24 protein-coding genes are annotated in these 20235 nt (G+C 71.0%); 17 read left to right on the forward strand and 7 right to left on the reverse strand.

What is annotated here, in order from left to right:
- Nucleotides 1–88: 88 nt before the first annotated feature.
- Nucleotides 89–838: a hypothetical protein gene (locus tag MKD51_RS04010; protein ID WP_240238434.1), complete on the forward strand. Its 750-nt coding sequence runs from the start codon at nt 89–91 to the stop codon at nt 836–838.
- A gap of 96 nt (nt 839–934) precedes the next feature.
- Here MKD51_RS04010 and MKD51_RS04015 read toward each other — a convergent pair whose 3' ends face one another.
- Nucleotides 935–2365, reverse strand: a complete 1431-nt coding sequence (locus MKD51_RS04015; RefSeq protein ID WP_346986685.1) for a potassium transporter TrkG — start codon at nt 2363–2365, stop codon at nt 935–937.
- Between the two features lie 112 nt (nt 2366–2477).
- On the opposite strand from MKD51_RS04015, the gene MKD51_RS16290 reads away from it, so the two are divergent.
- From MKD51_RS16290 to MKD51_RS04035, 4 genes are all read left to right on the forward strand, one after another.
- Nucleotides 2478–3155, forward strand: coding sequence for a metalloregulator ArsR/SmtB family transcription factor (locus tag MKD51_RS16290; protein WP_346986686.1), 678 nt, complete (start codon nt 2478–2480; stop codon nt 3153–3155).
- Between the two features lie 221 nt (nt 3156–3376).
- On the forward strand, nt 3377–3475 hold the full coding sequence (locus tag MKD51_RS04025) for an AURKAIP1/COX24 domain-containing protein (protein ID WP_074712200.1): 99 nt from the start codon (nt 3377–3379) through the stop codon (nt 3473–3475).
- A gap of 85 nt (nt 3476–3560) precedes the next feature.
- Nucleotides 3561–4445 carry a GNAT family N-acetyltransferase gene (locus MKD51_RS04030; RefSeq protein WP_240238436.1) on the forward strand — a complete coding sequence of 295 codons (885 nt, stop codon included), beginning with the start codon at nt 3561–3563 and terminating at the stop codon, nt 4443–4445.
- Nucleotides 4446–4454: 9 nt separating this feature from the next.
- Nucleotides 4455–4706: a glutaredoxin family protein gene (locus MKD51_RS04035; RefSeq protein ID WP_240238438.1), complete on the forward strand. Its 252-nt coding sequence runs from the start codon at nt 4455–4457 to the stop codon at nt 4704–4706.
- Here MKD51_RS04035 and aspS read toward each other — a convergent pair.
- Nucleotides 4696–6003, reverse strand: a complete 1308-nt coding sequence (aspS, locus tag MKD51_RS04040; RefSeq protein WP_240238439.1) for an aspartate--tRNA(Asn) ligase — start codon at nt 6001–6003, stop codon at nt 4696–4698. The two genes, MKD51_RS04035 and aspS, sit on opposite strands and share 11 nt — an antisense overlap.
- A 10-nt stretch (nt 6004–6013) precedes the next feature.
- Nucleotides 6014–6292: a hypothetical protein gene (locus tag MKD51_RS04045; protein WP_240238440.1), complete on the reverse strand. Its 279-nt coding sequence runs from the start codon at nt 6290–6292 to the stop codon at nt 6014–6016.
- A gap of 54 nt (nt 6293–6346) precedes the next feature.
- On the opposite strand from MKD51_RS04045, the gene MKD51_RS04050 reads away from it, so the two are divergent.
- Genes MKD51_RS04050 through ccsB form a run of 5 tightly spaced genes read left to right on the forward strand, consistent with a single transcriptional unit; the run spans nt 6347 to nt 10958 of the window.
- Entirely contained in the window at nt 6347–7000 is a 654-nt protein-coding gene (locus MKD51_RS04050) for a histidine phosphatase family protein (protein WP_240238441.1), read from the forward strand.
- Between the two features lie 11 nt (nt 7001–7011).
- The gene (locus MKD51_RS04055) at nt 7012–7572 is read left to right on the forward strand and encodes a TlpA disulfide reductase family protein (protein ID WP_240238442.1); all 561 of its coding nucleotides are present in this window, start codon (nt 7012–7014) and stop codon (nt 7570–7572) included.
- 53 nt (nt 7573–7625) lie between these two features.
- The gene (locus MKD51_RS04060) at nt 7626–8369 is read left to right on the forward strand and encodes a cytochrome c biogenesis protein CcdA (protein WP_240240816.1); all 744 of its coding nucleotides are present in this window, start codon (nt 7626–7628) and stop codon (nt 8367–8369) included.
- Complete coding sequence (locus MKD51_RS04065; protein WP_240238443.1) at nt 8353–10002, forward strand: cytochrome c biogenesis protein ResB; 1650 nt, start codon at nt 8353–8355, stop codon at nt 10000–10002. The genes MKD51_RS04060 and MKD51_RS04065 overlap by 17 nt, the downstream gene beginning before the upstream one ends.
- Before the next feature lie 47 nt (nt 10003–10049).
- On the forward strand, nt 10050–10958 hold the full coding sequence (gene ccsB, locus MKD51_RS04070) for a c-type cytochrome biogenesis protein CcsB (RefSeq protein WP_240240818.1): 909 nt from the start codon (nt 10050–10052) through the stop codon (nt 10956–10958).
- A gap of 132 nt (nt 10959–11090) precedes the next feature.
- Here ccsB and MKD51_RS04075 read toward each other — a convergent pair whose 3' ends face one another.
- Both MKD51_RS04075 and MKD51_RS04080 read right to left on the reverse strand, forming a co-directional pair.
- Nucleotides 11091–11969, reverse strand: coding sequence for a DUF559 domain-containing protein (locus MKD51_RS04075; protein WP_240238445.1), 879 nt, complete (start codon nt 11967–11969; stop codon nt 11091–11093).
- A 221-nt stretch (nt 11970–12190) separates the two neighbouring features.
- Nucleotides 12191–13162 carry an o-succinylbenzoate synthase gene (locus MKD51_RS04080; RefSeq protein WP_346986687.1) on the reverse strand — a complete coding sequence of 324 codons (972 nt, stop codon included), beginning with the start codon at nt 13160–13162 and terminating at the stop codon, nt 12191–12193.
- Between the two features lie 34 nt (nt 13163–13196).
- Here MKD51_RS04080 and MKD51_RS04085 point away from each other — a divergent pair, with 34 nt between their 5' ends.
- From MKD51_RS04085 to MKD51_RS04110, 6 genes are all read left to right on the forward strand, one after another.
- Nucleotides 13197–13529 (forward strand): hypothetical protein, encoded by a 333-nt coding sequence (locus tag MKD51_RS04085; RefSeq protein ID WP_240238453.1) that lies wholly within the window; start codon nt 13197–13199, stop codon nt 13527–13529.
- A gap of 56 nt (nt 13530–13585) precedes the next feature.
- The gene (locus tag MKD51_RS04090; protein ID WP_240238455.1) at nt 13586–13972 is read left to right on the forward strand and encodes a hypothetical protein; all 387 of its coding nucleotides are present in this window, start codon (nt 13586–13588) and stop codon (nt 13970–13972) included.
- Between the two features lie 80 nt (nt 13973–14052).
- Nucleotides 14053–15096, forward strand: coding sequence for a hypothetical protein (locus tag MKD51_RS04095; RefSeq protein ID WP_240238457.1), 1044 nt, complete (start codon nt 14053–14055; stop codon nt 15094–15096).
- Nucleotides 15097–15176: 80 nt separating this feature from the next.
- Complete coding sequence (locus MKD51_RS04100) at nt 15177–16241, forward strand: hypothetical protein (protein WP_240238459.1); 1065 nt, start codon at nt 15177–15179, stop codon at nt 16239–16241.
- Nucleotides 16242–16287: 46 nt separating this feature from the next.
- Nucleotides 16288–17187, forward strand: a complete 900-nt coding sequence (locus MKD51_RS04105; protein WP_240238461.1) for a 1,4-dihydroxy-2-naphthoyl-CoA synthase — start codon at nt 16288–16290, stop codon at nt 17185–17187.
- 52 nt (nt 17188–17239) lie between these two features.
- On the forward strand, nt 17240–18241 hold the full coding sequence (locus MKD51_RS04110) for an AMP-binding protein (protein WP_240238463.1): 1002 nt from the start codon (nt 17240–17242) through the stop codon (nt 18239–18241).
- Here the strand turns inward: MKD51_RS04110 and MKD51_RS04115 are convergent.
- On the reverse strand, nt 18238–18780 hold the full coding sequence (locus MKD51_RS04115; protein WP_240238465.1) for a hypothetical protein: 543 nt from the start codon (nt 18778–18780) through the stop codon (nt 18238–18240). The genes MKD51_RS04110 and MKD51_RS04115 overlap by 4 nt on opposite strands.
- 57 nt (nt 18781–18837) lie before the next feature.
- On the opposite strand from MKD51_RS04115, the gene MKD51_RS04120 reads away from it, so the two are divergent.
- On the forward strand, nt 18838–19797 hold the full coding sequence (locus tag MKD51_RS04120; RefSeq protein ID WP_240238473.1) for a 1,4-dihydroxy-2-naphthoate polyprenyltransferase: 960 nt from the start codon (nt 18838–18840) through the stop codon (nt 19795–19797).
- 9 nt (nt 19798–19806) lie between these two features.
- On the opposite strand, the gene MKD51_RS04125 is transcribed toward MKD51_RS04120, so the two are convergent.
- The gene (locus tag MKD51_RS04125) at nt 19807–20199 is read right to left on the reverse strand and encodes a DUF4229 domain-containing protein (protein ID WP_240238475.1); all 393 of its coding nucleotides are present in this window, start codon (nt 20197–20199) and stop codon (nt 19807–19809) included.
- Nucleotides 20200–20235 lie beyond the last annotated feature (36 nt).

Genomic DNA, 20235 nt, shown 5'->3' on the forward strand with positions numbered 1-20235 from the left:
TCGGCGCTGTCGACGGAAACTGGTAACGGTCCGGCAACAGGGCTGGCTTTCGGCGGAGCAAGGATGCGAATGTGAAGTCATGCATCCCATGAAGCGAACCGCCGCCCTAGCAGTCGCCACCGCGACCATCGCGGCGCTCGCGGCCTGCTCGTCCGCCGACTCCGCTCCGGCCGACAGCCCCGCGCCGACGTCCGCTCCGGTCACCGACGCCGTCGAGTCGCCCGCCCCCGTCCCGGTCGCCGCGTTCGTCGACCAGTTCGGGCCTGGCCCCGACACCGACACCGTGTGGCTCGACGGCGAAGGCGTCGAGGACGAGTTCCACGCCGCCGCGGCCACGTTCCCGCTCGCCCTGCCCGACGGCTACACCTGGCCGACCGCGCTGCCGCGGTCGCTCGGCACCGTCACGGAGTACCAGCGCGGCACCGGCGCGGCCGAGGCGTACCTCTACTGGGAGGCCGCGACCGCGACGGCCGCCTACGCCCACCACCTCAGCGGCGAGCCGGACGACGTCGCTGCCCACCTCGAGGCGCTAGTCGACGGCTACGCCAGCCCCGTCCGCAGCATGTACTTCGACCCTGAGCAGCCCGGCACCGACACGGAGTACTACCGATCCGTGATCGAACCCGCCTTGAACGGCAATTTCGACCCGCTCACCCACGCACAGGTCGCGTCGTTCGTCACCAACGACGAGTACCACGCCATCGCCGCTCAGGCGGGCGACGAGATCCGCGTCGGTACCGAAGGCTTCTCTCGCTCCATCGAGGATCAGCCCGGCCAACCCGGCCACATCGAGGACACCCGCGCCGAGCTGGAGCAGCGCATAGCCGACGGCGAGTAGCCGCTCCCGCCGACCAAGACACCGCGAAGCCAGGGGTGAGCCTTATCGGATCGTGCCCGCGTGGCGGTAGAGCCGGCGCGGGCTTGTCGGTCGCTCTCAACCAACGATCGGCCTCTCCTCGGGGCGCGTGAACAGCTGCGTGCGCTGGCTCGCCGCCAGCGCTGCGGCGAGCGTCACACTACCAATGCGCCCGGCGAACATCGTCAGCGCCAGGATCACCTTGGCGCTGTCCTCCAGCCCCGAGTGCGTGAAGCCCGTCGAGAGCCCCACCGTGCCGAACGCGCTGATGACGTCGAAGAGCACGAACGACAGCGGGGCGCCCGTGATCTCGAGCAGCACGACCGTGACCGTGGCGATGATCGTCGCGCTCCAGAGCGTGACCGAGACCGCGAGGCGCAGCACGTCGGAGGGGATGCGCCGGCCGAAGGCCTCCATCGACTTGCGGCCGCGGGCCTCGGCGATCGCGGCGAGGAAGAGGATCGCGAGCGTCGTCACCTTGATGCCGCCCGCGGTCGACGCGGAGCCGCCGCCCACGAACATCAGCATGTCGGTGACCAGCAGGCTGGAGTTGTGGAGCAGGCCGAGGTCGTCGACCGCGAAGCCTCCGGATCGCGCCATCGACGAGAGGAAGAACGCGTGCAGCACCTGCTGGCCGAACTCGTCGGTGCCCCACGAGTCTGGGTTGCCCCACTCGAGCACGAGGTAGACGAGGCCGCCGGCGAAGAACAGCATGAGCGAGGCCGAGATGGTGAGCTTCACGTGCAGCGACCACTGGCGCGGATGCCCGAGGTGCTTCAGCAGCACGAAGTAGACGGGGAAGCCGAGCGATCCGATGAAGACGCCGAGCATCAGCACGATCAGGAACCACGGGTCGGACGCGAAGGGGTCGAGGCCCTCGACCGTAGGCACGAAGCCCGAGTTCGTGAACGCCATGATCGACCAGTAGGTCGCCTCGTAGAGGGCCGTCAGCGGATCCTTGCCGGCGAGGAGCAGGCGCGGGAACAGCAGCACGATGAGCGCCGCCTCGAACACCAGCACCGAGAGCGCGACCGTGCGCAGCAGCCCGCCGACCTCGCCGAGGCGGATGGCCTGACCCTCCTTCACGACGCCCTTGCGCACGCGCGACGGATTGGAGTCGCTCGCCGCCATCAGGCGCTGGCGCAGCCCGAGTCGGCGCGCCACCGTCATGCCCAGCAGCGAGGCGAGCGTCAACACGCCGATGCCTCCGACCTCGACGCCGATCATCACGACCGCGTTGCCGAATGGGCTCCAGTGGGTGGCCATGTCGACGACCGACAGCCCCGTGACGCAGACGACGCTGACGGCCTGGAAGAAGGCGTCGACCAGCGGCGTCCCCTGTCCGTCCGCCGCAGCGAGCGGCGTCATGAACAGCAGCATGAAGGCGAGGTTCAGGCCCGCGAAGACGAAGATCGCGAAGCGCGCGGGATAGGCGCCGGTGAACGCCTCGATCCGATCGCGCAGACGCACGAGCGTCGACCTCGCGCTTGAGGTCCCAAGCTCTGCCACGTGCTGCGCCTCCGCAGATCTGAGCGCCGCATCTCGGCGCAGAACGGGCCCAGCGTAGCCCCTCGGGGTGGGGTGGTTTGTCGCGCCCGCGCCGCGCTGGCATGCTTTGCGCATGGCCGACATCTTCACCGTGATCGCGGACAGCACGCGACGGGACATCCTCAGCGTGCTCCTCGATCGCCGCGACTCGTCGGGAGAGGCGAGCGTCAGTCAGATCGTCGAGGCGCTCGGCGTGCCGCAGCCGACCGTGTCGAAGCACCTGCGCACGCTGCGCGACGCCGGCCTCGTGACCGTCCGCGAAGACGGCCAGCACCGCTTCTATGCCATCGTGCTCTCGCCCTTCGACGAGATCGACGACTGGCTGATGCCGTTCATCTTCGCCGACAGCGACCAGGAGGAGGCGAGCCTCGGCGCTGCCGCCTTCGCCGCGTGGGCGGGCGTCAATGTGCAGGCACCGCTGCGTGCCGCCGCCGATCAGGCGCGACAGGCCGCCGAGCAGGCACGCGTCGCCGCGGAGGCCGCGCTCGCGCGCGTCTCAGAGCGCGTCGAGCACCCCGCGCCCGTCGGCGCGTCGCTCGGACGCAAGGCAGCGGAAGGCGTCCACGACCTCCAGGACCGCGTCCAGGAGGCAAGGGACCGCATCCAGGACGTGCAGGATCGCCTGCATGATATGCAGTCGCGCGCCTCGCAGCGCCTGGATGGCGTGCGCGACAGGATCCGCAGCCGCGACGAGGTCGAGGCCGGCGATGACCGGCCAGCTCGAGAGGGCGACGACGCCAAGCTCGATTGAGCGCTGGAGCTGTGAGCGGAGACCATTGCTGGGCTCCGCTGCGACGCCAGCTCCTCGGCCCGTCTCGCGCTGGGGCATCCGCTGAACCGCCGAAATGCGGTGCCATGCCGGATTCCGGTACGATGTCCCGAGCGTTTTCCCTGCGCTGATGCCGATCGCCTCGAGGCGTTGGCGATCGCGCAGCGTCGACGAGCAATCTCCAACGGAAGTGAGGAACCTCAATGGGTTCTGTGGTCAAGAAACGCCGCAAGCGCATGTCGAAGAAGAAGCACCGCAAGCAGCTTCGTAAGACGCGCCACCAGCGCCGCAACAAGAAGTAGGCGGTTGCTTCAGAGGCCGGGCCCTGCATCTGCAGGTGCCCGGCCTCTGCGCGTGCCGCTCAGCCTGCTGTGGTGAGATCAGTGGGTGACGATCGAGCTCGCGACCCCTGACACCGAAGGGCTGCACGACGCGGTGCGACACCTTGCCAGCTGGCAGCGCAGCCGCGACCCGCTGCAGCTGCACCCCGGCGACATCGGCTGGTTCTGGCGCCTCGGTGCACAGCGAGCGGCCGATGCGGTGCGCACGTGGCGCCTGGATGGCGAGGTGGCCGCCGTCGGGCTGCTCGACGGTGCCGATCTGCTGCGCGTCACCACCGCGCCCGAGTTGCGACACGACGAGTCGCTCGCGGCCTCGATGATCGACGACCTGGTGCGTCCGGAGCGCGGTGTGCTGCCCGCTGGCCGCGTGAGCGTGGAGGCGCCGACGGGCGCACTGCTGGATGCGCGGCTGGCCGACGCGGGCTGGAGCAGCGGCGAGCCATGGACGCCGCTCGAGCGAGACCTGACGGATGCGGTGGAGGTCGACGAGAGCGAGCGCCCGCTGCGGATCGTGCAGGTCGACGGCTCCGACCCAGCGCTGGTCTCGGCGTGGGCCGCCGTGCAGCGCTCGGCCTTCGACACGGCGGCCGCCGTCGACGAGCGCTGGTACGCGATGGCGGCGGGCTCACCGTTCGAGCACGCTCGCTGCCTGCTCGGGTTCGACGGTGATGACGCTGCTGCAGGCATCATCGTCTGGTCGGCGGGAGAGGGGCGACCCGGACTCGTCGAGCCGATGGGCGTGCACCAGGAGCACCGCGGTCGCGGCCACGCGCGCGCCATCACGCAGGCCGCCGCGGCCGCGCTGCGCGAGCTGGGTGCCTCGAGCGCACAGGTGTGCACCGAGAGCGAGCGCCTCGGGGCTGTCGCCACCTATCGTTCAGCAGGCTTCGTGCCGATGCCGCAGCGGCTCGACCGCACGCGCGGCGCCTAGGCTGGCGCGATGGTCGAGATCACCCTCATCGCCAAGCCCGGCTGCCACCTCTGCGAGGAGGCACGGCCCATCGTCGAGCGTGTCGTCGCAGGCTTCGAGGGCGCGACGCTCACCGAGGTCTCGATCCTCGACGACCCCACGCTCGAGGCGCGATGGGCCGACGACATCCCGGTCGTGCTGATCGACGGGCGCCCGCACTCGTCGTGGCGCGTCGACCCCGCGAAGCTGGCCGACCGCATCCAGGCCCGCCTTACGGCGTGAGCCGCGCCGGCCCGCGGAACAGGAAGGTCGTCTCGCGGATCGAGCCGAGGCCAAGCATGAGCATGACGACGCGGGCCAGGCCCATGCCGAAGCCGCCGTGCGGGGGCACGCCGTAGCGGAAGAAGTCGAGGTACTCCTCGAGCTCCGCGGGGCTCATGCCCTTCTCGACGATCTGCGCCTCGAGCACATCGACGCGGTGCTCGCGCTGCGCGCCGGTGGAGATCTCGACACCGTTGTAGATGAGGTCGTAGGAGTTCGTGACCTCGGGGCGGCCCTCGGGGCGCAGGTGGTAGAACGGTCGCACGCTCGAGGGGAACTCCGTCACGAAGACGAAGTCGTGGCCCAGCTCGTCCTGCACGTGCTGCGAGATCTGGCGCTCTGCCTCGGGGTCGAGGTCGCCGTCGGTGCGCTCGATCGTGTGGCCGCGGGCCTCCACGATCGCCTTGACCTCGGCGTGCGTGATGCGCGGGAACGGCGTCGTCGGCACCTGCAGGTCGATGTCGAAGTGCTCCTTGAGCTCGGCGCCATGCTTCTCGACGACCGCCGTGACCGCCTTCGTCAGCAGCGTCTCGTGCAGTTGCATGACGTCCTCGTGCGAGTCGATCCAGGAGATCTCGCTGTCGACCGAGGTGAACTCGGTCGCGTGGCGGCTCGTGAAGGAGGGATCGGCGCGGAACGCCGGGGCGATCTCGAAGATCTTCCCGAAGCCGGCAGACTGCGCCATCTGCTTGAACAGCTGCGGGGACTGCGCGAGGTAGGCAGTGGTCTCGAAGTAGGGCACCTCGAAGAGCTCGGCGCGCGACTCGGAGGCCGTGGCCATGAGCTTCGGCGTGTGCAGCTCGATGAAGCCCTCGTCGACCCAGTGCTGGCGCATCGCGTGCTCGATGGTGGTCTGCACGCGGAAGATCAGCTGCGCCTCCGGGCGGCGCAGGTCGAGGAAGCGCCAGTCGAGGCGCTTGTCGATCGACGAGTCATCGGCGATGGGGGAGTCCAGGGCCGCCGACTCGACCGTGAGCGAGTGCACCTTCACCTCGAGGCCGCCGAGCTTGACGCGCTCGTCGGCCTTGAGGTCGCCCTCGACGGTGATGAACGAGCCGTGCATGAGCGCGGAGACCTTCGCGGCCGTCTCCGCCGTCTCCTCGTTCACGGGGTTCACGAGCTGGGCCGAGCCCGACTCGTCGCGCAGGATCACGAACTGCACGCGCTTCTGGTCGCGCACCGTCTCCACCCATCCCGCCACCTTCACGGGGCCGTCGGGGAGCGATGCGAGGTCCTTGATGAGAGTCCGCTGAGTCACGGGCTCGATCCTACCGATGCGCTGGCACGCCCCAGCGCGCCAGCCCGATCCAGCCGACGACGAGCGCGACGGCCGAGGCCGTCAGCGCGACCCAGCCCGCCCACGCGGGCACCCCATCCGCAGTCTCCGATGCCACGAGCAGCCACAGGCCCGCCGCGGCGAGCACCGCGACCGCCCCGGCGACCGGCAGCCCGTGCCGCACGTGGGCGATCGAGCCGGCCCACACCCACAGCATCGTGGCGGCGAGCACGACGACGAGCGCGACGAGCAGCGGCACGAGGAGGGGCATGTGCTCCATTCTGTCGCGCCGCTGCCCATAGGTTCCGCCGGTACGATCGGACCCATGCCCGCCCGTCGCCTCCATCTCGTGCGCCACGGCGAGGTGCACAACCCGGAGGGCGTGCTCTACGGGCGGCTGCCGGGCTACACCCTCTCCCAGCGCGGCCACCGCATGGCGCAGCTCGCCGTCGAGCAGCTCTCCAGCGGCGAGACGGCCCGACCGGTGGTGCGGCTCGCGGCCAGCCCGCTCGAGCGTGCGCAGCAGTCGGCGCAGCCGTGGTCGGATGCCTTCGGCCTCGAGATCCGCACCGAGCACCGCATCATCGAGCCGACGAACCGGTTCGAGGGCAAGACCTTCGAGGCGAGCGGCGCGCTCACGCATCCCTCGTCGTGGCCGCTGCTGCGCAATCCCTTCCGCCCGTCGTGGGGCGAGCCGTACAAGGCGATCGCCCAGCGGATGCGCGCGGCGATGGAGGATGCCTGGGACGAGCTCGAGGAATCCGGCGACGACGGCGACATCGTGATGGTCAGCCACCAGTCGCCGATCTGGATGGCGCACCTCGACATCGCGGGCAGGCACCTCTGGCACGACCCGCGCTCGCGCCGTTGCCAGCTCTCATCGATCACGAGCTTCGCGCGCATGGACGGCCGCTTCGCCGAGGTCGACTACGTCGAGCCGGCCGCCGCGGTCGACGCGATCGACACGGGGGCGGTGTGATGCGGCGTCGGATGCGCGTGGCCGGCATCGCGCTCGCTGCGCTCGCGCTCGCGGGCTGTGCTTCGGCCGACGGCGTGGCGGGCCAGGTCGGCGACGCCGGGTACATCGCCGGCGACGGCTTCGTCACGGAGTTCGCGCCCGAGGATCGCACGGCGCCGGAGCCGTTCTCGGGCCCGCTCGCGGAGGGCGGCGAGTTCGACTCGGCCGAGCTCGACGGCGTCTCGCTCGTCAACTTCTGGTACGCCGCCTGCCCGCCGTGCAGGGTCGAGGCACCGGTGCTCGCCGAGCTGCACGCTGAGCTCGGCGACGAGGTCGACTTCATCGGTGTGAACGTGCGCGACGGCGCCGCGCAGGCCGCGACCTTCGAGGAGCAGTTCGGCATCGAGTACCCCTCGGTGCTCGACGACGAATCCGCCGAGGCGCAGCTCGCGTTCACCGGCATCGTCGCCCCGAACGCCGTGCCCTCGACGATCATCCTTGACGCCGAGGGCCGCGTGGCCGCCCGCATCTCCGGCGCCGTGACCGACACCAGCATCCTCTCGACGCTGCTGCGGGAGGAGCTCGAGCGGTGACCTTCGCCGTCCCCTTCGCCGCGGCTTCGCTCGCGCCCCTTACCGCCTTCGACGTGGCCGCGTTCGACCCTGCGGGCGCCGTGCTGAGCGGGCAGCTGCTCGTCTCGGTGCCGATCGCGCTGCTCGCCGGGCTCGTCTCGTTCGCGAGCCCGTGCATCCTGCCGCTCGTGCCCGGCTATCTGGGCCTGGTCGGCTCGCTCGTCGGCGACAAGGAGGGTGGCCGCGGCCGCCTCATCGCGGGCGTCGCGCTGTTCATCGCCGGCTTCACGCTCGTGTTCGTGCTCGGCAACGCCATCGTCGGGGCGGCCAGCTCGTTCCTGCTGCAGTACGCCGATCTGCTCGTGCGCATCCTCGGCGTGGTGCTCATCCTCCTCGGGCTCGTCTTCGTCGGGCAGTTCTCCTTCCTGCAGCGCATCTGGAAGCCGCAGCAGGTGAAGTCGGGCGGCATGTGGGCCGCGCCGGTCGTCGGCGTGGTCTTCGCGCTCGGCTGGACCCCCTGCTCGGGCCCGACCCTCGCCGCGATCAGCGCGCTCACGGTCACGACCGGCAGCGCCTGGCAGGGCGCGATCCTCGGCCTCGCCTACGCGCTCGGCCTGGGGATCCCGTTCCTGCTCATCGCGCTCGGGCTCGGCTGGGCGGGCGGTGCCGTCGCGTGGCTGCGTCGACACATCCGCCTCGTCAACATCGTCGGCGGTGCCATGCTCATGGCCATCGGCCTGCTCATGGTCACCGGCGCGTGGAACGCCATCATGCAATCGCTCCAGGGTTGGATCGCCTCCGTTGTCACCATCATCTAGCTCCGACCCGCTGCGCCCGGGCGACCACATCGACTCGGCCGAGCCCGCCGAGAGCGCGCCCGGCAGCGGGCCGAGGCTCGGCGTGGTCGGCTGGCTGCGCTTCCTGTGGCGGCAGCTCACGTCGATGCGCACGGCGATCGTGCTGCTGCTGCTGCTCGCGGTCGGCGCGATCCCCGGCAGTCTCGTGCCGCAGCGCTCGAGCGACCCGAACGGCGTCATCCAGGTGCGCGCCGACAATCCCGATCTGGTGTGGCTCTACGACGCGCTGTCGCTCCACGACGTCTACTCGAGCCCATGGTTCTCGGCCATCTACATCCTGCTGTTCACCTCCCTGGTCGGCTGCGTCATCCCGCGCCTCATGCACCACTGGAAGGCCATGCGCGCGCTGCCGCCGCGCACCCCCGCCCGCCTGTCTCGCCTCGTCGGCTTCCAGACCGTGGCGGGCGACGCATCCGACCTCGACCGTGCGGATGGGGTGCTCAAGAGGCTCGGGTACCGCACGACGCGCTACGGCGACTCGGTCTCTGCCGAGCGCGGCTACCTGCGCGAGACGGGCAACCTGCTGTTCCACATCTCGCTGCTGGCGATGATCCTGGTGGTGGGCCTCGGCTCGGGCTTCGGCTACAACGGGCAGCGGCTCGTGGTCGAGGGGCGCGGCTTCGCGAACACGCTGTCGAGCTATGACACGTTCACGGCGGGGCAGTGGTTCGACGACGCGGCGCTGGATCCGTTCTCGGTGCAGCTCGACGACCTCGACGTGGTCTACGAGACCGAGAACCCGAACGCCGTCGGCGCACCGCTCGACTTCACCGCGCACGTGTCGGTCACCGAGCATGGCGCGGAGCGCGACGCGCAGATCAAGGTGAACGAGCCGCTCAACGTCGCGGGCGCCGACCTCTACCTGATCTCGAACGGCTACGCGCCCCGCATCTCGGTGCGCGACGCCGAGGGCGATCTCGTCTACGACGAGTACACGCCGTTCCTCGCCCAGGACGACCAGATGACGAGCCTGGGCGTGATGAAGCTGCCGGATGGCCTCGGGGAGCAGCTGGGCCTACGCGGCTTCTTCTACCCGACGGCCGTGCCGCTCGACACCGGCGCCCTCGCATCCGCCTACCCAGACCTCGCGAACCCGGTGCTGTCGCTGCAGGCGTTCACGGGGGATCTGGGCCTCGACGCCGGGGTCCCGCGCTCGGTGTATGCGCTCGAGACCGACGAGATGACGCAGATCGCGGGCGGGGAATCGGGCACCGATGCGCTGACGATCGCACCGGGGCAGACGGTCGACATTCCGGGCGGGCTCGGCACGATCACGTTCGAGGATGTGCGGCGCTACGGGGTGATCGACGTGCATGTGGATCACACGCAGACGCCGGTGTTCTGGATCGCGGTGGTGCTGATGGTCTCGCTGCTCGGCTCGCTGCTCATCCCGCGGCGCCGCCTGTGGGTGAAGGCCGTGGGCGGCAGGCTCGAGCTCGCCGGACTCGCGCGTGGCGAGGACCCGACGCTCGAGCGCGCGGTCGACGATCTGGCGAAGCGGCTCGGGGGCGGGGCCGAGCCCGCTGTCGCGGAGCACGCTGGCGATGCCGAGCCCGAGCCCGGCAGCCGTCGCGAGGGTACGATCGACTCGTGACCCCGGCCGACTTCGACTCCTACTCGCTGACGCTTGTCTACTCGGCGATGGCCGTGTACACGCTCGCGTTCATCGCCTACGCGGTCGACGTCGCACGCCGCTCGGCGGCGAAGCCGGTGCCTGCCGAGGCGCGCGAGCTGGTCGGCGCGGGTGCGCTCGCCGGCGCCGACGCACCTGCCCGCCCCGACGCACCTGCCCGCCCCGACGCATCCGCCCCCCTCACGACCGCAAGTCGCGGCGCTCGGATCGGCTTCGCGCTCACGGTGCTCGCGTGGGCGCTGCACCTCGGCGGCGCGCTGCTGCGAGGCCTCGCGGCCGGGCGCGTGCCCTGGTCGAACATGTACGAGTTCGCGCTCACCGGCGTCGCCGTGATCGTCGGCGTCTTCGTGCTGTCGCGGCTGTGGAAGGACCTGAACTTCCTCGGCGTGTTCATCACCGGCCTCGCGACCGTGTTCCTGGGCGTCGCGACCGTGAACTACTACGTCGAGGTCACGCCGCTGCCGCCGGCGCTGCAGTCGTACTGGCTCGTCATCCACGTCTTCGTGGCGACGCTCGCGACCGGATTCATGGGCCTCGGCACCGGCCTGAGCATCCTGCAGCTCATCAAGGAGAAGCGCGACAACGGCTTCCTGCGGTCGCTGCCGAGCCCGGTGCAGCTCGAGGATCTCGCCTACCGCGTCGGCGTGATCGGCTTCATCTTCTGGACCTTCACGCTGATGGCCGGCGCGATCTGGGCGGAGCACGCCTGGGGCCGCTACTGGGGCTGGGACACGAAGGAGGTCTGGACCTTCGTGATCTGGGTCATCTACGCGGGCTACGTCCATGCGCGCGCGACCCGGGGCTGGCGCGGCTCTCGCTCTGCCTGGCTGCAGATCATCGGCTTCACCGCGATCATCTTCAACTTCACGATCGTGAACCAGTTCTTCGCGGGCCTGCACGCCTACTCCGGCCTCTGAGCCGGGCTGCTGCGCTGCCCGAGCAGGACGCACCACCGCCACCGTCATCGGCAGCTGGTCGCTGACGCTCAACCGGCCAGAAGCGGCTGCGCCGCGATAATCACGTCGAAGCCGGTTCTCACCGGTTGACGGTCACGCGTCTCGGGTGATCGGTGCCCGCCTGTGGACATTGCGTCGCACCAGGTCGAGCACGATCGCCATCACGGCCTGTGGCTCGAACATCACCTGCTCGTAGGTGAAGCGGAGCACGCGGTAGCCGAGCATCGTGAGCGCGGCGTCTCGCCTGCGATCATTCGCCATCTGCTTGCGCGAGCCGTGCCACTCGAGTGAGTCGACCTCGACGACCAGCGACTTGCCGATCAGGAAGTCGCAGAACTCGCCGGGCAGCAGTTCGGGCTGCTGGGTGAATGCGATCTGCGCGCGGTGCAGCATCGCGGCGAACGTCGACTCCGACCCGGACCCCGACTGCTCGGAGGCGCGCTCGAGCGAGCGACGGAGCGCCTTGGGCAGCTGTCGCGTGAGGTCGTGGAGCTCGTCGCGGTGCAGCTTCTTGGCGCGCAGCGCGCTGTCTGCGGCGGCGATCAGGTCGACCTCTGCAACGCACCCTGCTGCCACCGCGAGCGAGGTGGGGATCGAGTCGGTGCCGTCCCACGGCCGGCGTTCCGGGAGGTGTCGGAGCAGTGTGTGCACCCGCATGCCGTCAGCCCGCGATGCGCGCGCGAGGCGCGCGCTGTGGGTCTCGCGATGCACGCGGATGTGGAGGTCGCGGTCGCCATGCGGCGTCCAGAGTCCCAGGCTGCGGAACGCGCTGACGCAGCTGACGACACCGCCGAGCCCCAAGGCCCGCGTGACGTCGTTGTCGACGCCGTCGAGAGCGACCCAGCCTCGGAGCGGCACCCGGAGCGCACCCCGGCGACGGAGCTCTCGCAGCTCGCGCTCGCTGATGTGCTCGCTCGCGATAGCCGTCGTGCAGACGCCGCCCGCGGTGGCGAGCCAGTGCAGGAAGTCCATCGCGGCATCGTCGTGCACTCGGGAGCGTCCCGCTGCGGCGAAGGCCGCGGGTGTGGAGAGCGGCCCGCACCGTCGACCGGTGAGCACCGGGCCGCCGCGATAGTCCCGCCCGAGGCGGTGCGCACCGGTTGGCGCGACGGGGCCGGCCAGGCCGGCGCAGGATGCGCGGCGCGCAGAAGCGCGCAGCCGCGGCGCGCAGAGGCGCGCAGTCGGCCCTCGCGTCAGAGGTGCGGGATGCAGGCGGCGAGGCGCGCGCGCCAGTGCTCCAGCCGCTCGGGGGCAGCGGCGTGGGCAGCGAGGAGTGCCGGGTCGGGGGAGACGCGGCCCGCGGGGATCGTGCCCCCGACGGGCAGCAGCGGCGTCGACGCGACGTCGGCGGCCAGCAGCGCTCCGGTGCCGAGCCCGCAGTCGTAGGGCAGCGAGGGGAGCGCGCCGGCCAGCGCCGCGCCGAGCGACAGCCCCACGGACGAGTCGAGCGCGCTCGAGACGACTGCGGGCAACCCTGCCTCCTCGACGATGGCGAGCGCCGCGCGGATGCCGCCCAGCGGCTGCGCCTTCACCACGATCACGTCGGCGGCACCGGCGCGAGCGACGAGCAGCGGATCCTCGGCCTTGCGCACCGACTCGTCGGCCGCGATCGGGATCGCCAGCCGATGCAGTCGCGTGCGCAGCTCGGCCAGCTCGGGCACGCTCGCGCACGGCTGCTCCACGTACTCCAGGTCGAAGTGCTCGAGCGCCCGCACCGCGGTCTCTGCCTCGTCGACGCTCCAACCGCCGTTCGCATCCACCCGGATGCGCGCGTCAGGCAACAGCGCCCGCACCTCCGCGACCCGCGCGACATCCTCGTCCAGCCACTGCCCGCGCTCCGCGACCTTCACCTTCACGGTGCGGCACCCGTCATAGCGCGCCAGCAAACCCGCAACGGCATCCGGCCCCACCGCAGGCAGCGTCGCGTTCACCGGGATGCGCTCGCGCACGACCGCAGGCCGCTCGAGCTCGGCGTCCTCGAGCGCGGCCCGCAGCCACCGCGCGGCCTCCTCGGGCTCGTACTCCAGGAACGGGCTCCACTCGCCCCAGCCGGCAGCCCCGGAGAACAGCGCGACCTCGCGATGCTCGACGCCGCGGAAGCGCGTCGCAAGGGGCAGCGACACGACGTGCATGCGGTCGGCGAGCCGTTCGAAGGCGAGGTCCACGCGCTCATGCTCGCACGCCTGGCACAATCGACGAGTGACCGAGCTGCCATGGGTGATCGAGACCCGCGCCACGACCCGACGCCGCAATCCCATCTGGGGAGTGCTCGCGCTCGTCGCATCCGCGCTCTGCGGTGCCAGCTTCCTGGTCGGCATGGGCATCGCGTGGGTCGACCTCGACGGCCTGGTCTTCTGGCTGCTGCCGGTCTGGGGCATCGTCACGCTGCTCGCGATCGCCTTCGCGATCACCGCCTTCGTCAAGCGCGGCAGCGCCAACATCACCATGGCGGCGATCTCCGGCGGCCTGCTCGTCATCTCGAACCCGGTGGTCTTCCTCATCGTCGCGCTGGGCCTCGGCCTGCTGCAGTAGCGGAGGCGGTGGCGCGCCTCCGCGCGCACATCGCATCGGGTTCGTAGCATCACGGTGTGATCGAAGAACTGATGCTCGCCGACGAGGCGCCCCGACGTGCACAGGCGCGCTCTCCGCACGAGCGCCGCCGCGCCCGCCTGGGCCCGATCTCGCTCTGGCTGCTGCTGCTCGCGGTCGTGCTGCAGGTCGTCTCGCTCGCGCAGCAGTTCAGCTACCTCTTCGCGCCTCGGCCCGGTGCGTTCCCGCTGCTGCTGACGGTCGTGATCCTCGCCTCGCTGGTCTCCTTCGTCGGTGTGGTCTGCGGCATCATGGGCGCGACCACGACGGATGGGCGACGCACGGGCGTGTTCGGAGCAGCACTGGGCATCGCGTTCGTCGTGCTCTTCGCCGCAGCGACCTCGTTCGGCTGGGGCTTCCTCGAGGCGCTCTCCGCCCCGGTCTGAGCCGCTCAGCAGCAGGCGTCCGATCACTCGAGGGCAACTGGCCCCTTCCCCCGCCGCCGCACCAGCGCGAGAATGATGCTGTGTCGACGGCGATGCCGGAGTTCGAGATGCCGCCACAGGCGGAGGCTGCCGCTCGGCCCGAAGCACGTCCCGCCGCCCCTGCGGATGCCGCAACGCTCGACGACCCCCTCAGTCCGGGCACGGCACCACGGCTCACGCGCCTCTTCGGCTGGCGGCAGCTGGTGATCGCCGGACTCGTCGGCGCGCTCGTCGGCGGCGCCATCCCCGCGGCGATGCAGGCCCTCGATCATTCGGCGGCCGCGACCCAGGCTGAGCACCTGCGCTCGGTGGCGCTCGAGTACCTCACCGCCATCGCGTCCGGCCGCGCTGGCGTTGCGAGCGAGCTGGTGCCGGTGCAGAGCGGCCGGGTGGCTCCGGATGCGGTGCTGCAGTCGGCACAGCCGATCACCGACTACGCGGTGCAGCTCGTGCAGGTCGACGGCGCCGACGGGTCTGCGGATGTGCGCTACCGGATCGGCGGCACCGAGGTGTTCCGGGCGCTGGAGGCCGAGCTCGTCGAGGGGGAGTGGCGGCTCACGACCTCGCTCGCAGAGGTCGCAGACGTGACCTTCACCGATCCGATCGCGCGGGTGCAGGTGGCCGGCGTGCCGCTCGACGGCGGCACGCCCGTGCTGCTCTATCCGGGCAGCTACACGATCGACGCGTTCTCAGGCCCGTTCTTCCTCTCCGGAGGCGATCGCTTCGTCGTCGACGGCGACCTGCGCACCCCCACCGTGCCGTACGTGACCGCTGGCGTCGTGCCGCGCATCCGCGACCTCGCCACCGAGCTCGCGCTCGACACCGTCGCCGACTGCCAGATGCGCGCCCGCTGCCCCGTGCCCCACGGGCTGCAGCTGCTGCCGGTCGGCGAGCCCTACCCGGTCGATGTCGACGAGGCGGCGGGAGCCATCGAGCTGTCGGTGCCGATCATGGCGATCGACGGCGCCGACACGCAGTGGTTCGACGTGCGCCTGCGCGCGATCCTCGACGACGACGGCGCGCCGACCGAGTGGCGGTGCGGCGAGCCGGGCGAGAGCGAAGCGCTCTACGCCTGCAGGCTCTGATCGGCGGCGATTGTGCCGCCGCTCGGCGCCCACACTGAACGAAGCGTGCGCTCTCAGCAGGTTCGCGCCATGATGAGCGGGTGTCGCCGCCGATGCCCGAGTTCGAGATGCCAGCGGTCGTCGACGTGCCCGCTCCGCCCGATCAGCACACCGCGCCGCCCACCACGCTGCGCCCCGACCACACGGCCGAGGCCGACGCATCCGACGACCTCGGGCCGCGTCGCGCGGGCAGGGGCGGACGCCAGCTGCTGATCGCGGGCGTCATCGGCGCGATCATCGGTGCCGCGATCCCCGGCGGCATCCAGCTGGCCGAGCGCGCGGCGGCCGACGGCGACGCCGACAGCCTGCGCACGGTCGCGATGGACTACCTGACGGCCATCGCCGAGGGCCGCGCGGCCGACGCGACGGCGATCGTGCCGCTGTCGTCGTCGGCGACGGTGGCATCGGATGCCGTGCTGCAGTCGGCGGAGCGCATCACGGAGCCCGAGGTGCGGCTCGTCCACATCGACGGCGACGCCGCCACGGTCGAGGTGGGCTTCCAGGTCGTGCGCAGCGACATCGCGCACGACCTCGACGCCGAGCGGGTCGACGGCGAATGGCGCATCAGCACCTCACTGGCCGAGCCGCTGCAGTTGTTCGAATACGGGGCGCGATTCCCGCTGCAGATCGCGGGCGAGGACGTCAGGGCGACAGGGGACTTGACGAACACCTCGCTCTACCCGGGGCGCTACGAGTTCGACACGGGCACGAATCAGGTCTTTTCCACGAGCGCGCCGCCGATCACCGTCGATGGCGATCCCCGCACCCCCATCGACGCCTACATGCAGCCGGAGCTGGAGCCCGAGATCGCGCGGTACGCGACCGATCTGGGGCTGCGACTTGCGCTCGAGTGCCAAGCGGCGCAGTCGTGTGCGATCCCTGCCGACGTCGAACTGCGCGCGACGGATCAGGCCTACATGCGGAACATCGTCGGCGACTCCGTGGACATCGGCGTGCCGGTGATGTTGGGCTCGAACTCGGGCGGGGAATGGTACGACGTCTCGCTCCGACTCATCCTCGACGAGACCGGCGCACCCTCGGAGTGGCTCTGCGCCGAGCCGGCCTCGGCCCAGAGCCCGACCGACCCCTGCCCGGCGCCCGAATGAGCCGATCGAGCCTCCCGCCGGACGTCGCGATCGCTAGGCTGGCCAGGTGACCATCTCGCCGCTGTTCGACCCCGCCGAATGGGCCGACGCAGCGCCCGGGTACGACGACATCACCGTGCACCGCTCGCGCGACGGCCGCATCATCCGCATCGCCTTCGACCGGCCTGAGGTGCGCAACGCCTTCCGCCCGCACACGGTCGACGAGCTCTACCGCGCGCTCGACGACGCGCGGCAGGACAGCCGCATCGGCGTCGTGCTGCTGACCGGCAACGGGCCGAGCGAGAAGGACGGCGGCTGGGCGTTCTGCTCCGGCGGCGACCAGCGCATCCGCGGGCGCGACGGCTACAAGTACGCCGACGGCGACACGGCGGGCACGATCGACCCAGCGCGCAGCGGCCGGCTCCACATCCTCGAGGTGCAGCGCCTCATCCGCTTCATGCCGAAGGTCGTCATCGCGGTCGTGCCCGGCTGGGCGGCGGGCGGTGGCCACTCGCTGCACGTCGTCTGCGACCTCACGATCGCCAGCCGAGAGCACGGGCGCTTCAAGCAGACGGATGCGGATGTCGGCTCGTTCGACGCCGGCTACGGCTCGGCCTACATGGCGCGGCAGACGGGCCAGAAGTTCGCGCGCGAGGTGTTCTTCCTCGCTCGCGAGTACAGCGCAGACCGTGCCCTGCAGGCCGGCGCGATCAACGCATCCGTTCCCCATGACGAGCTCGAGCACGTCGCACTCGACTGGGCGCGTGAGATCCTCACGAAGAGCCCGACGGCCATCCGCATGCTGAAGTTCGCCTTCAACGCGGTGGACGACGGGCTCGTGGGGCAGCAGATCTTCGCCGGCGAGGCGACGCGGCTGGCCTACGGCACCGACGAGGCGGTCGAGGGGCGCGATGCGTTCCTCGAGAAGCGGGAGCCGGACTGGTCGCCCTACCCGTACCACTACTGATCGGGCAGGACCGCAGCAGGAGCAGGAGCGCAGAGCGCACAGGAGGTGCATCGTGGGAGTCGTCGTCGAGACGAGTGGATCCAGCGGCGTGCCCAAGCGCGTGCTGCTCTCTGACGAGGCGATCCAGGCGTCGACGGACGCCGCGATCGACCGGCTCGGTGCGCCGGGGCAGTGGGTGCTGGCACTGCCCGACCACTACATCGCAGGCATGAATGTGATCTGGCGCAACGAGGCGAGCGGGGCGCCCCTCGTCCGCACCGCCGGCGCTTTCACCGCCGAGGCCTTCGTCGAGGCCGTGCAGAGCCTCGAGCACGACCGCAAGTACACATCGCTCGTGCCGACGCAGCTTGCCAGGCTCGTCGACGCCGCGCAGCTCGACCGTTCGTTCATCGGGCCGATCGCTCGGCTCGACCGCATCCTGCTCGGCGGCCAGCGCGCGCCGCTCGGCCTCATCGAGCGCGCCGCGCGGCTCGGCTGGCGCATCACGCGCACGTACGGCGCGACCGAGACGGTCGGCGGATGCGTCTGGGACGGCATCCCGCTCCGTGACGTGAAGGTGCGCCTCACCGACCAGATCGAGATCTCGGGCCCGCAGCTCGCCGACGGCTACCATGACCCCGCGCTCACCGAGCAGCGCTTCCACACCGACGGCACGGGCACCCGCTGGTACAAGACCGGCGACGCGGGCTCGCTGATCGGCGGCACGCTGCAGGTCTCCGGCCGCATCGATGACGTCATCAACTCGGGCGGCATCAAGATCTCGCTGGCCGCCGTCGAGCACGTCGTGCAGGTGTTCGCGCCCGACGCGGTCGTCGTCGCGGCTCCGCATCCGGAGTGGGGAGAGGTGCCTGCGGTCGTCACGACCCTCAAGCCATCGCTCGCCGAGATCCGCTCGGCGGTCGCGAACGCGCTCGGCAAGCCCGCCCGCCCCAACCACCTGGTCACGGTGTCGGTGCTGCCGACCACCGCATCCGGCAAGCCCGACCGCAAGCGCCTGCAGCGCCTTGTCGCGAGCCGCACGCAGGAGCGCCGGCGCCGCGGCATCTTCGGCTAGCGCAACACCAGGATCGACGCGACCAGCCGGTCGAAGCGCTCGGCGTCGGGTCCGGTCGCTGCGACGAGCACGGTCGCGCCGTCGAGCTCGAGCAGGGCGAGCTCGCGCGGCCAGGAGCGGCAGAAGTTGGTGCACTCGGTGTAGTCGAGCGCGAATCGGTGCGCGCGCTGCACGCCGGGCACCGCGACCTCGACGGCGCTGGCCGGCAGCTCGGCAGCGGAGGCCCAGCTCGGGAAACGGCCGTTCAATGGCTGGTCATCTGGGCATGCGGTCGCGGCCGAGGTGGTCGCGAACGAGATGATGCCGCGGTCGATGAAGGGCAGCTCCCATGCCTCCGCATCGTCGACGCAGCCGGAGACTGCCACGGGGCCGCTGTTCGACGCGCCGCCGGGGATGGTCGCCTCGAGCTCCAGGAGCTGGCCGTCTGCCGTCTCGAGCGACACCGTCACCGTCTCATCCTGCGGCGGTGCGAGCATGCAGCCCGTGAGCGCCGCGATGGCAGTCACCGCAACGATGGCGAGGGGCGCGCGCAGCTTCATCGCTCAACCCTAGGTGCGACACCTGCGAGCCTGGCCAGCGCGGCTAGCATCGTGGGGATGGCCTCTCCTCGATCCGGCAACCCCGCCAAGCGCGCGCAGCTCGCCGGCACCGCTCCGAGCCCCGCGACCCCCCGCGACTGGATCGCCGCAGCCCGACCCCGCACGCTCGGCATGGCGATCGCGCCGGTCGCGCTCGGCACCGCGGCGGCGTTCAACGCCGAGGGCTACCACCTCGGCATCGCGCTCGCCTGCCTCGCGCTGGCGGTCTTCCTGCAGATCGGCGTGAACTTCGCCAACGACTACTCCGATGGCGTCAAGGGCACGGATGCGGTGCGCGTCGGGCCGGGCAGGCTCGTCGGTGCGGGCAAGGCGGCGCCGACCACCGTGCGCAACGTCGCGATCGGCTTCCTCGCCGCCGGTGCCCTGGCGGGCATCCTCGTCGTGCTCGTCTCGGGTCGCTGGTGGCTGCTGCTCGTCGGCGTCGTCTGCATCATCGCCGCATGGACCTACACCGGCGGCAAGCGTCCCTACGGCTACTACGCGCTCGGCGAGCTGATGGCGTTCCTCTTCTTCGGCCCGGTCGCGGTGATGGGCACGACCTACGCGATCCTCGGCCGCATCACCGAGGACTCCGTCGCGCTGGGCATCGCGATCGGCGCCATCTCGGCGGCCCTCATGCTGTGCAACAACCTGCGCGACATCGAGACCGACCGCGCCGCGGGCAAGCGCAGCCTCGCGACCCTCATCGGCCGACGCGCCTCCAAGGTGCTCTTCGTCGTGCTGATGCTCGTGCCGCTCGTGATCCTGGGCATCTTCGCCTACGCGCTCGCCTACGGCATCGCCGTCTTCGCCGTGCTGCTGCTCGCAGGCCCCGCGATGGTGATCGTGGCGATGGCGCGCACCCCGCGCGACCTCATCACGGCGCTCGGCCTCACCGGGCTGACGGCGCTGCTCTACGGCGTCGGCTTGGCGATCGCCATCTGGGGTGGCCCGGCAGGCTTCGTCAGCGCCGTCTGAGTCGCCGGCTCAGGGGCGGCCGGATGCGTCGGGCTCGGCGCCGTCGCCCGTGCCGTCGGCAGGGCGGTCGCCCGCAACGCGCTCGTCGACCTCGTCGACCTGGTCGACCTCGTCGGCCGTCCCCTCAGCCTCGAGGTCGGCATCCCGATCCTCCACCGCGGCATCCTCGATGTCGGCATCGTCGGGGCCGGCACCGTCGCGCTTGCGGCCGGCGCGCAACCGCTGCAGGTCGGTTGCGGCTGCGTCGCGGAGCTTGCCGAAGAAGACGATCGACGCCGCGAAGGCGAACGCGAGCGACACCAGCAGCGAGAGCCACCACGGCACTTGGGCGATCATCAGCACGGTGAACGGCACCACGAACAGCAGCGCGCGCACGACGAGGTAGCGCATCGAGGGGGACATGCACCAAGTCTATGAGCGCCCCACAGCGAAGGGGCC

Source organism: Agrococcus sp. ARC_14, assembly GCF_022436485.1.
GTDB lineage: Bacteria > Actinomycetota > Actinomycetes > Actinomycetales > Microbacteriaceae > Agrococcus.

What these genes read in the sequence shown, in the direction of transcription:
- MKD51_RS04010 (WP_240238434.1), top strand. Translation starts at nt 89, where the DNA reads ATGAAGCGAACCGCCGCCCTAGCAGTCGCCACCGCGACCATCGCGGCG.
- MKD51_RS16290 (WP_346986686.1), top strand. Translation starts at nt 2,478, where the DNA reads ATGGCCGACATCTTCACCGTGATCGCGGACAGCACGCGACGGGACATC.
- MKD51_RS04025 (WP_074712200.1), top strand. Translation starts at nt 3,377, where the DNA reads ATGGGTTCTGTGGTCAAGAAACGCCGCAAGCGCATGTCGAAGAAGAAG.
- MKD51_RS04035 (WP_240238438.1), top strand. Translation starts at nt 4,455, where the DNA reads ATGGTCGAGATCACCCTCATCGCCAAGCCCGGCTGCCACCTCTGCGAG.
- MKD51_RS04045 (WP_240238440.1), bottom strand. Translation starts at nt 6,292, where the DNA reads ATGCCCCTCCTCGTGCCGCTGCTCGTCGCGCTCGTCGTCGTGCTCGCC.
- MKD51_RS04050 (WP_240238441.1), top strand. Translation starts at nt 6,347, where the DNA reads ATGCCCGCCCGTCGCCTCCATCTCGTGCGCCACGGCGAGGTGCACAAC.
- MKD51_RS04055 (WP_240238442.1), top strand. Translation starts at nt 7,012, where the DNA reads ATGCGCGTGGCCGGCATCGCGCTCGCTGCGCTCGCGCTCGCGGGCTGT.
- ccsB (WP_240240818.1), top strand. Translation starts at nt 10,050, where the DNA reads ATGGCCGTGTACACGCTCGCGTTCATCGCCTACGCGGTCGACGTCGCA.
- MKD51_RS04075 (WP_240238445.1), bottom strand. Translation starts at nt 11,969, where the DNA reads ATGGACTTCCTGCACTGGCTCGCCACCGCGGGCGGCGTCTGCACGACG.
- MKD51_RS04115 (WP_240238465.1), bottom strand. Translation starts at nt 18,780, where the DNA reads ATGAAGCTGCGCGCGCCCCTCGCCATCGTTGCGGTGACTGCCATCGCG.
- MKD51_RS04120 (WP_240238473.1), top strand. Translation starts at nt 18,838, where the DNA reads ATGGCCTCTCCTCGATCCGGCAACCCCGCCAAGCGCGCGCAGCTCGCC.
- MKD51_RS04125 (WP_240238475.1), bottom strand. Translation starts at nt 20,199, where the DNA reads ATGTCCCCCTCGATGCGCTACCTCGTCGTGCGCGCGCTGCTGTTCGTG.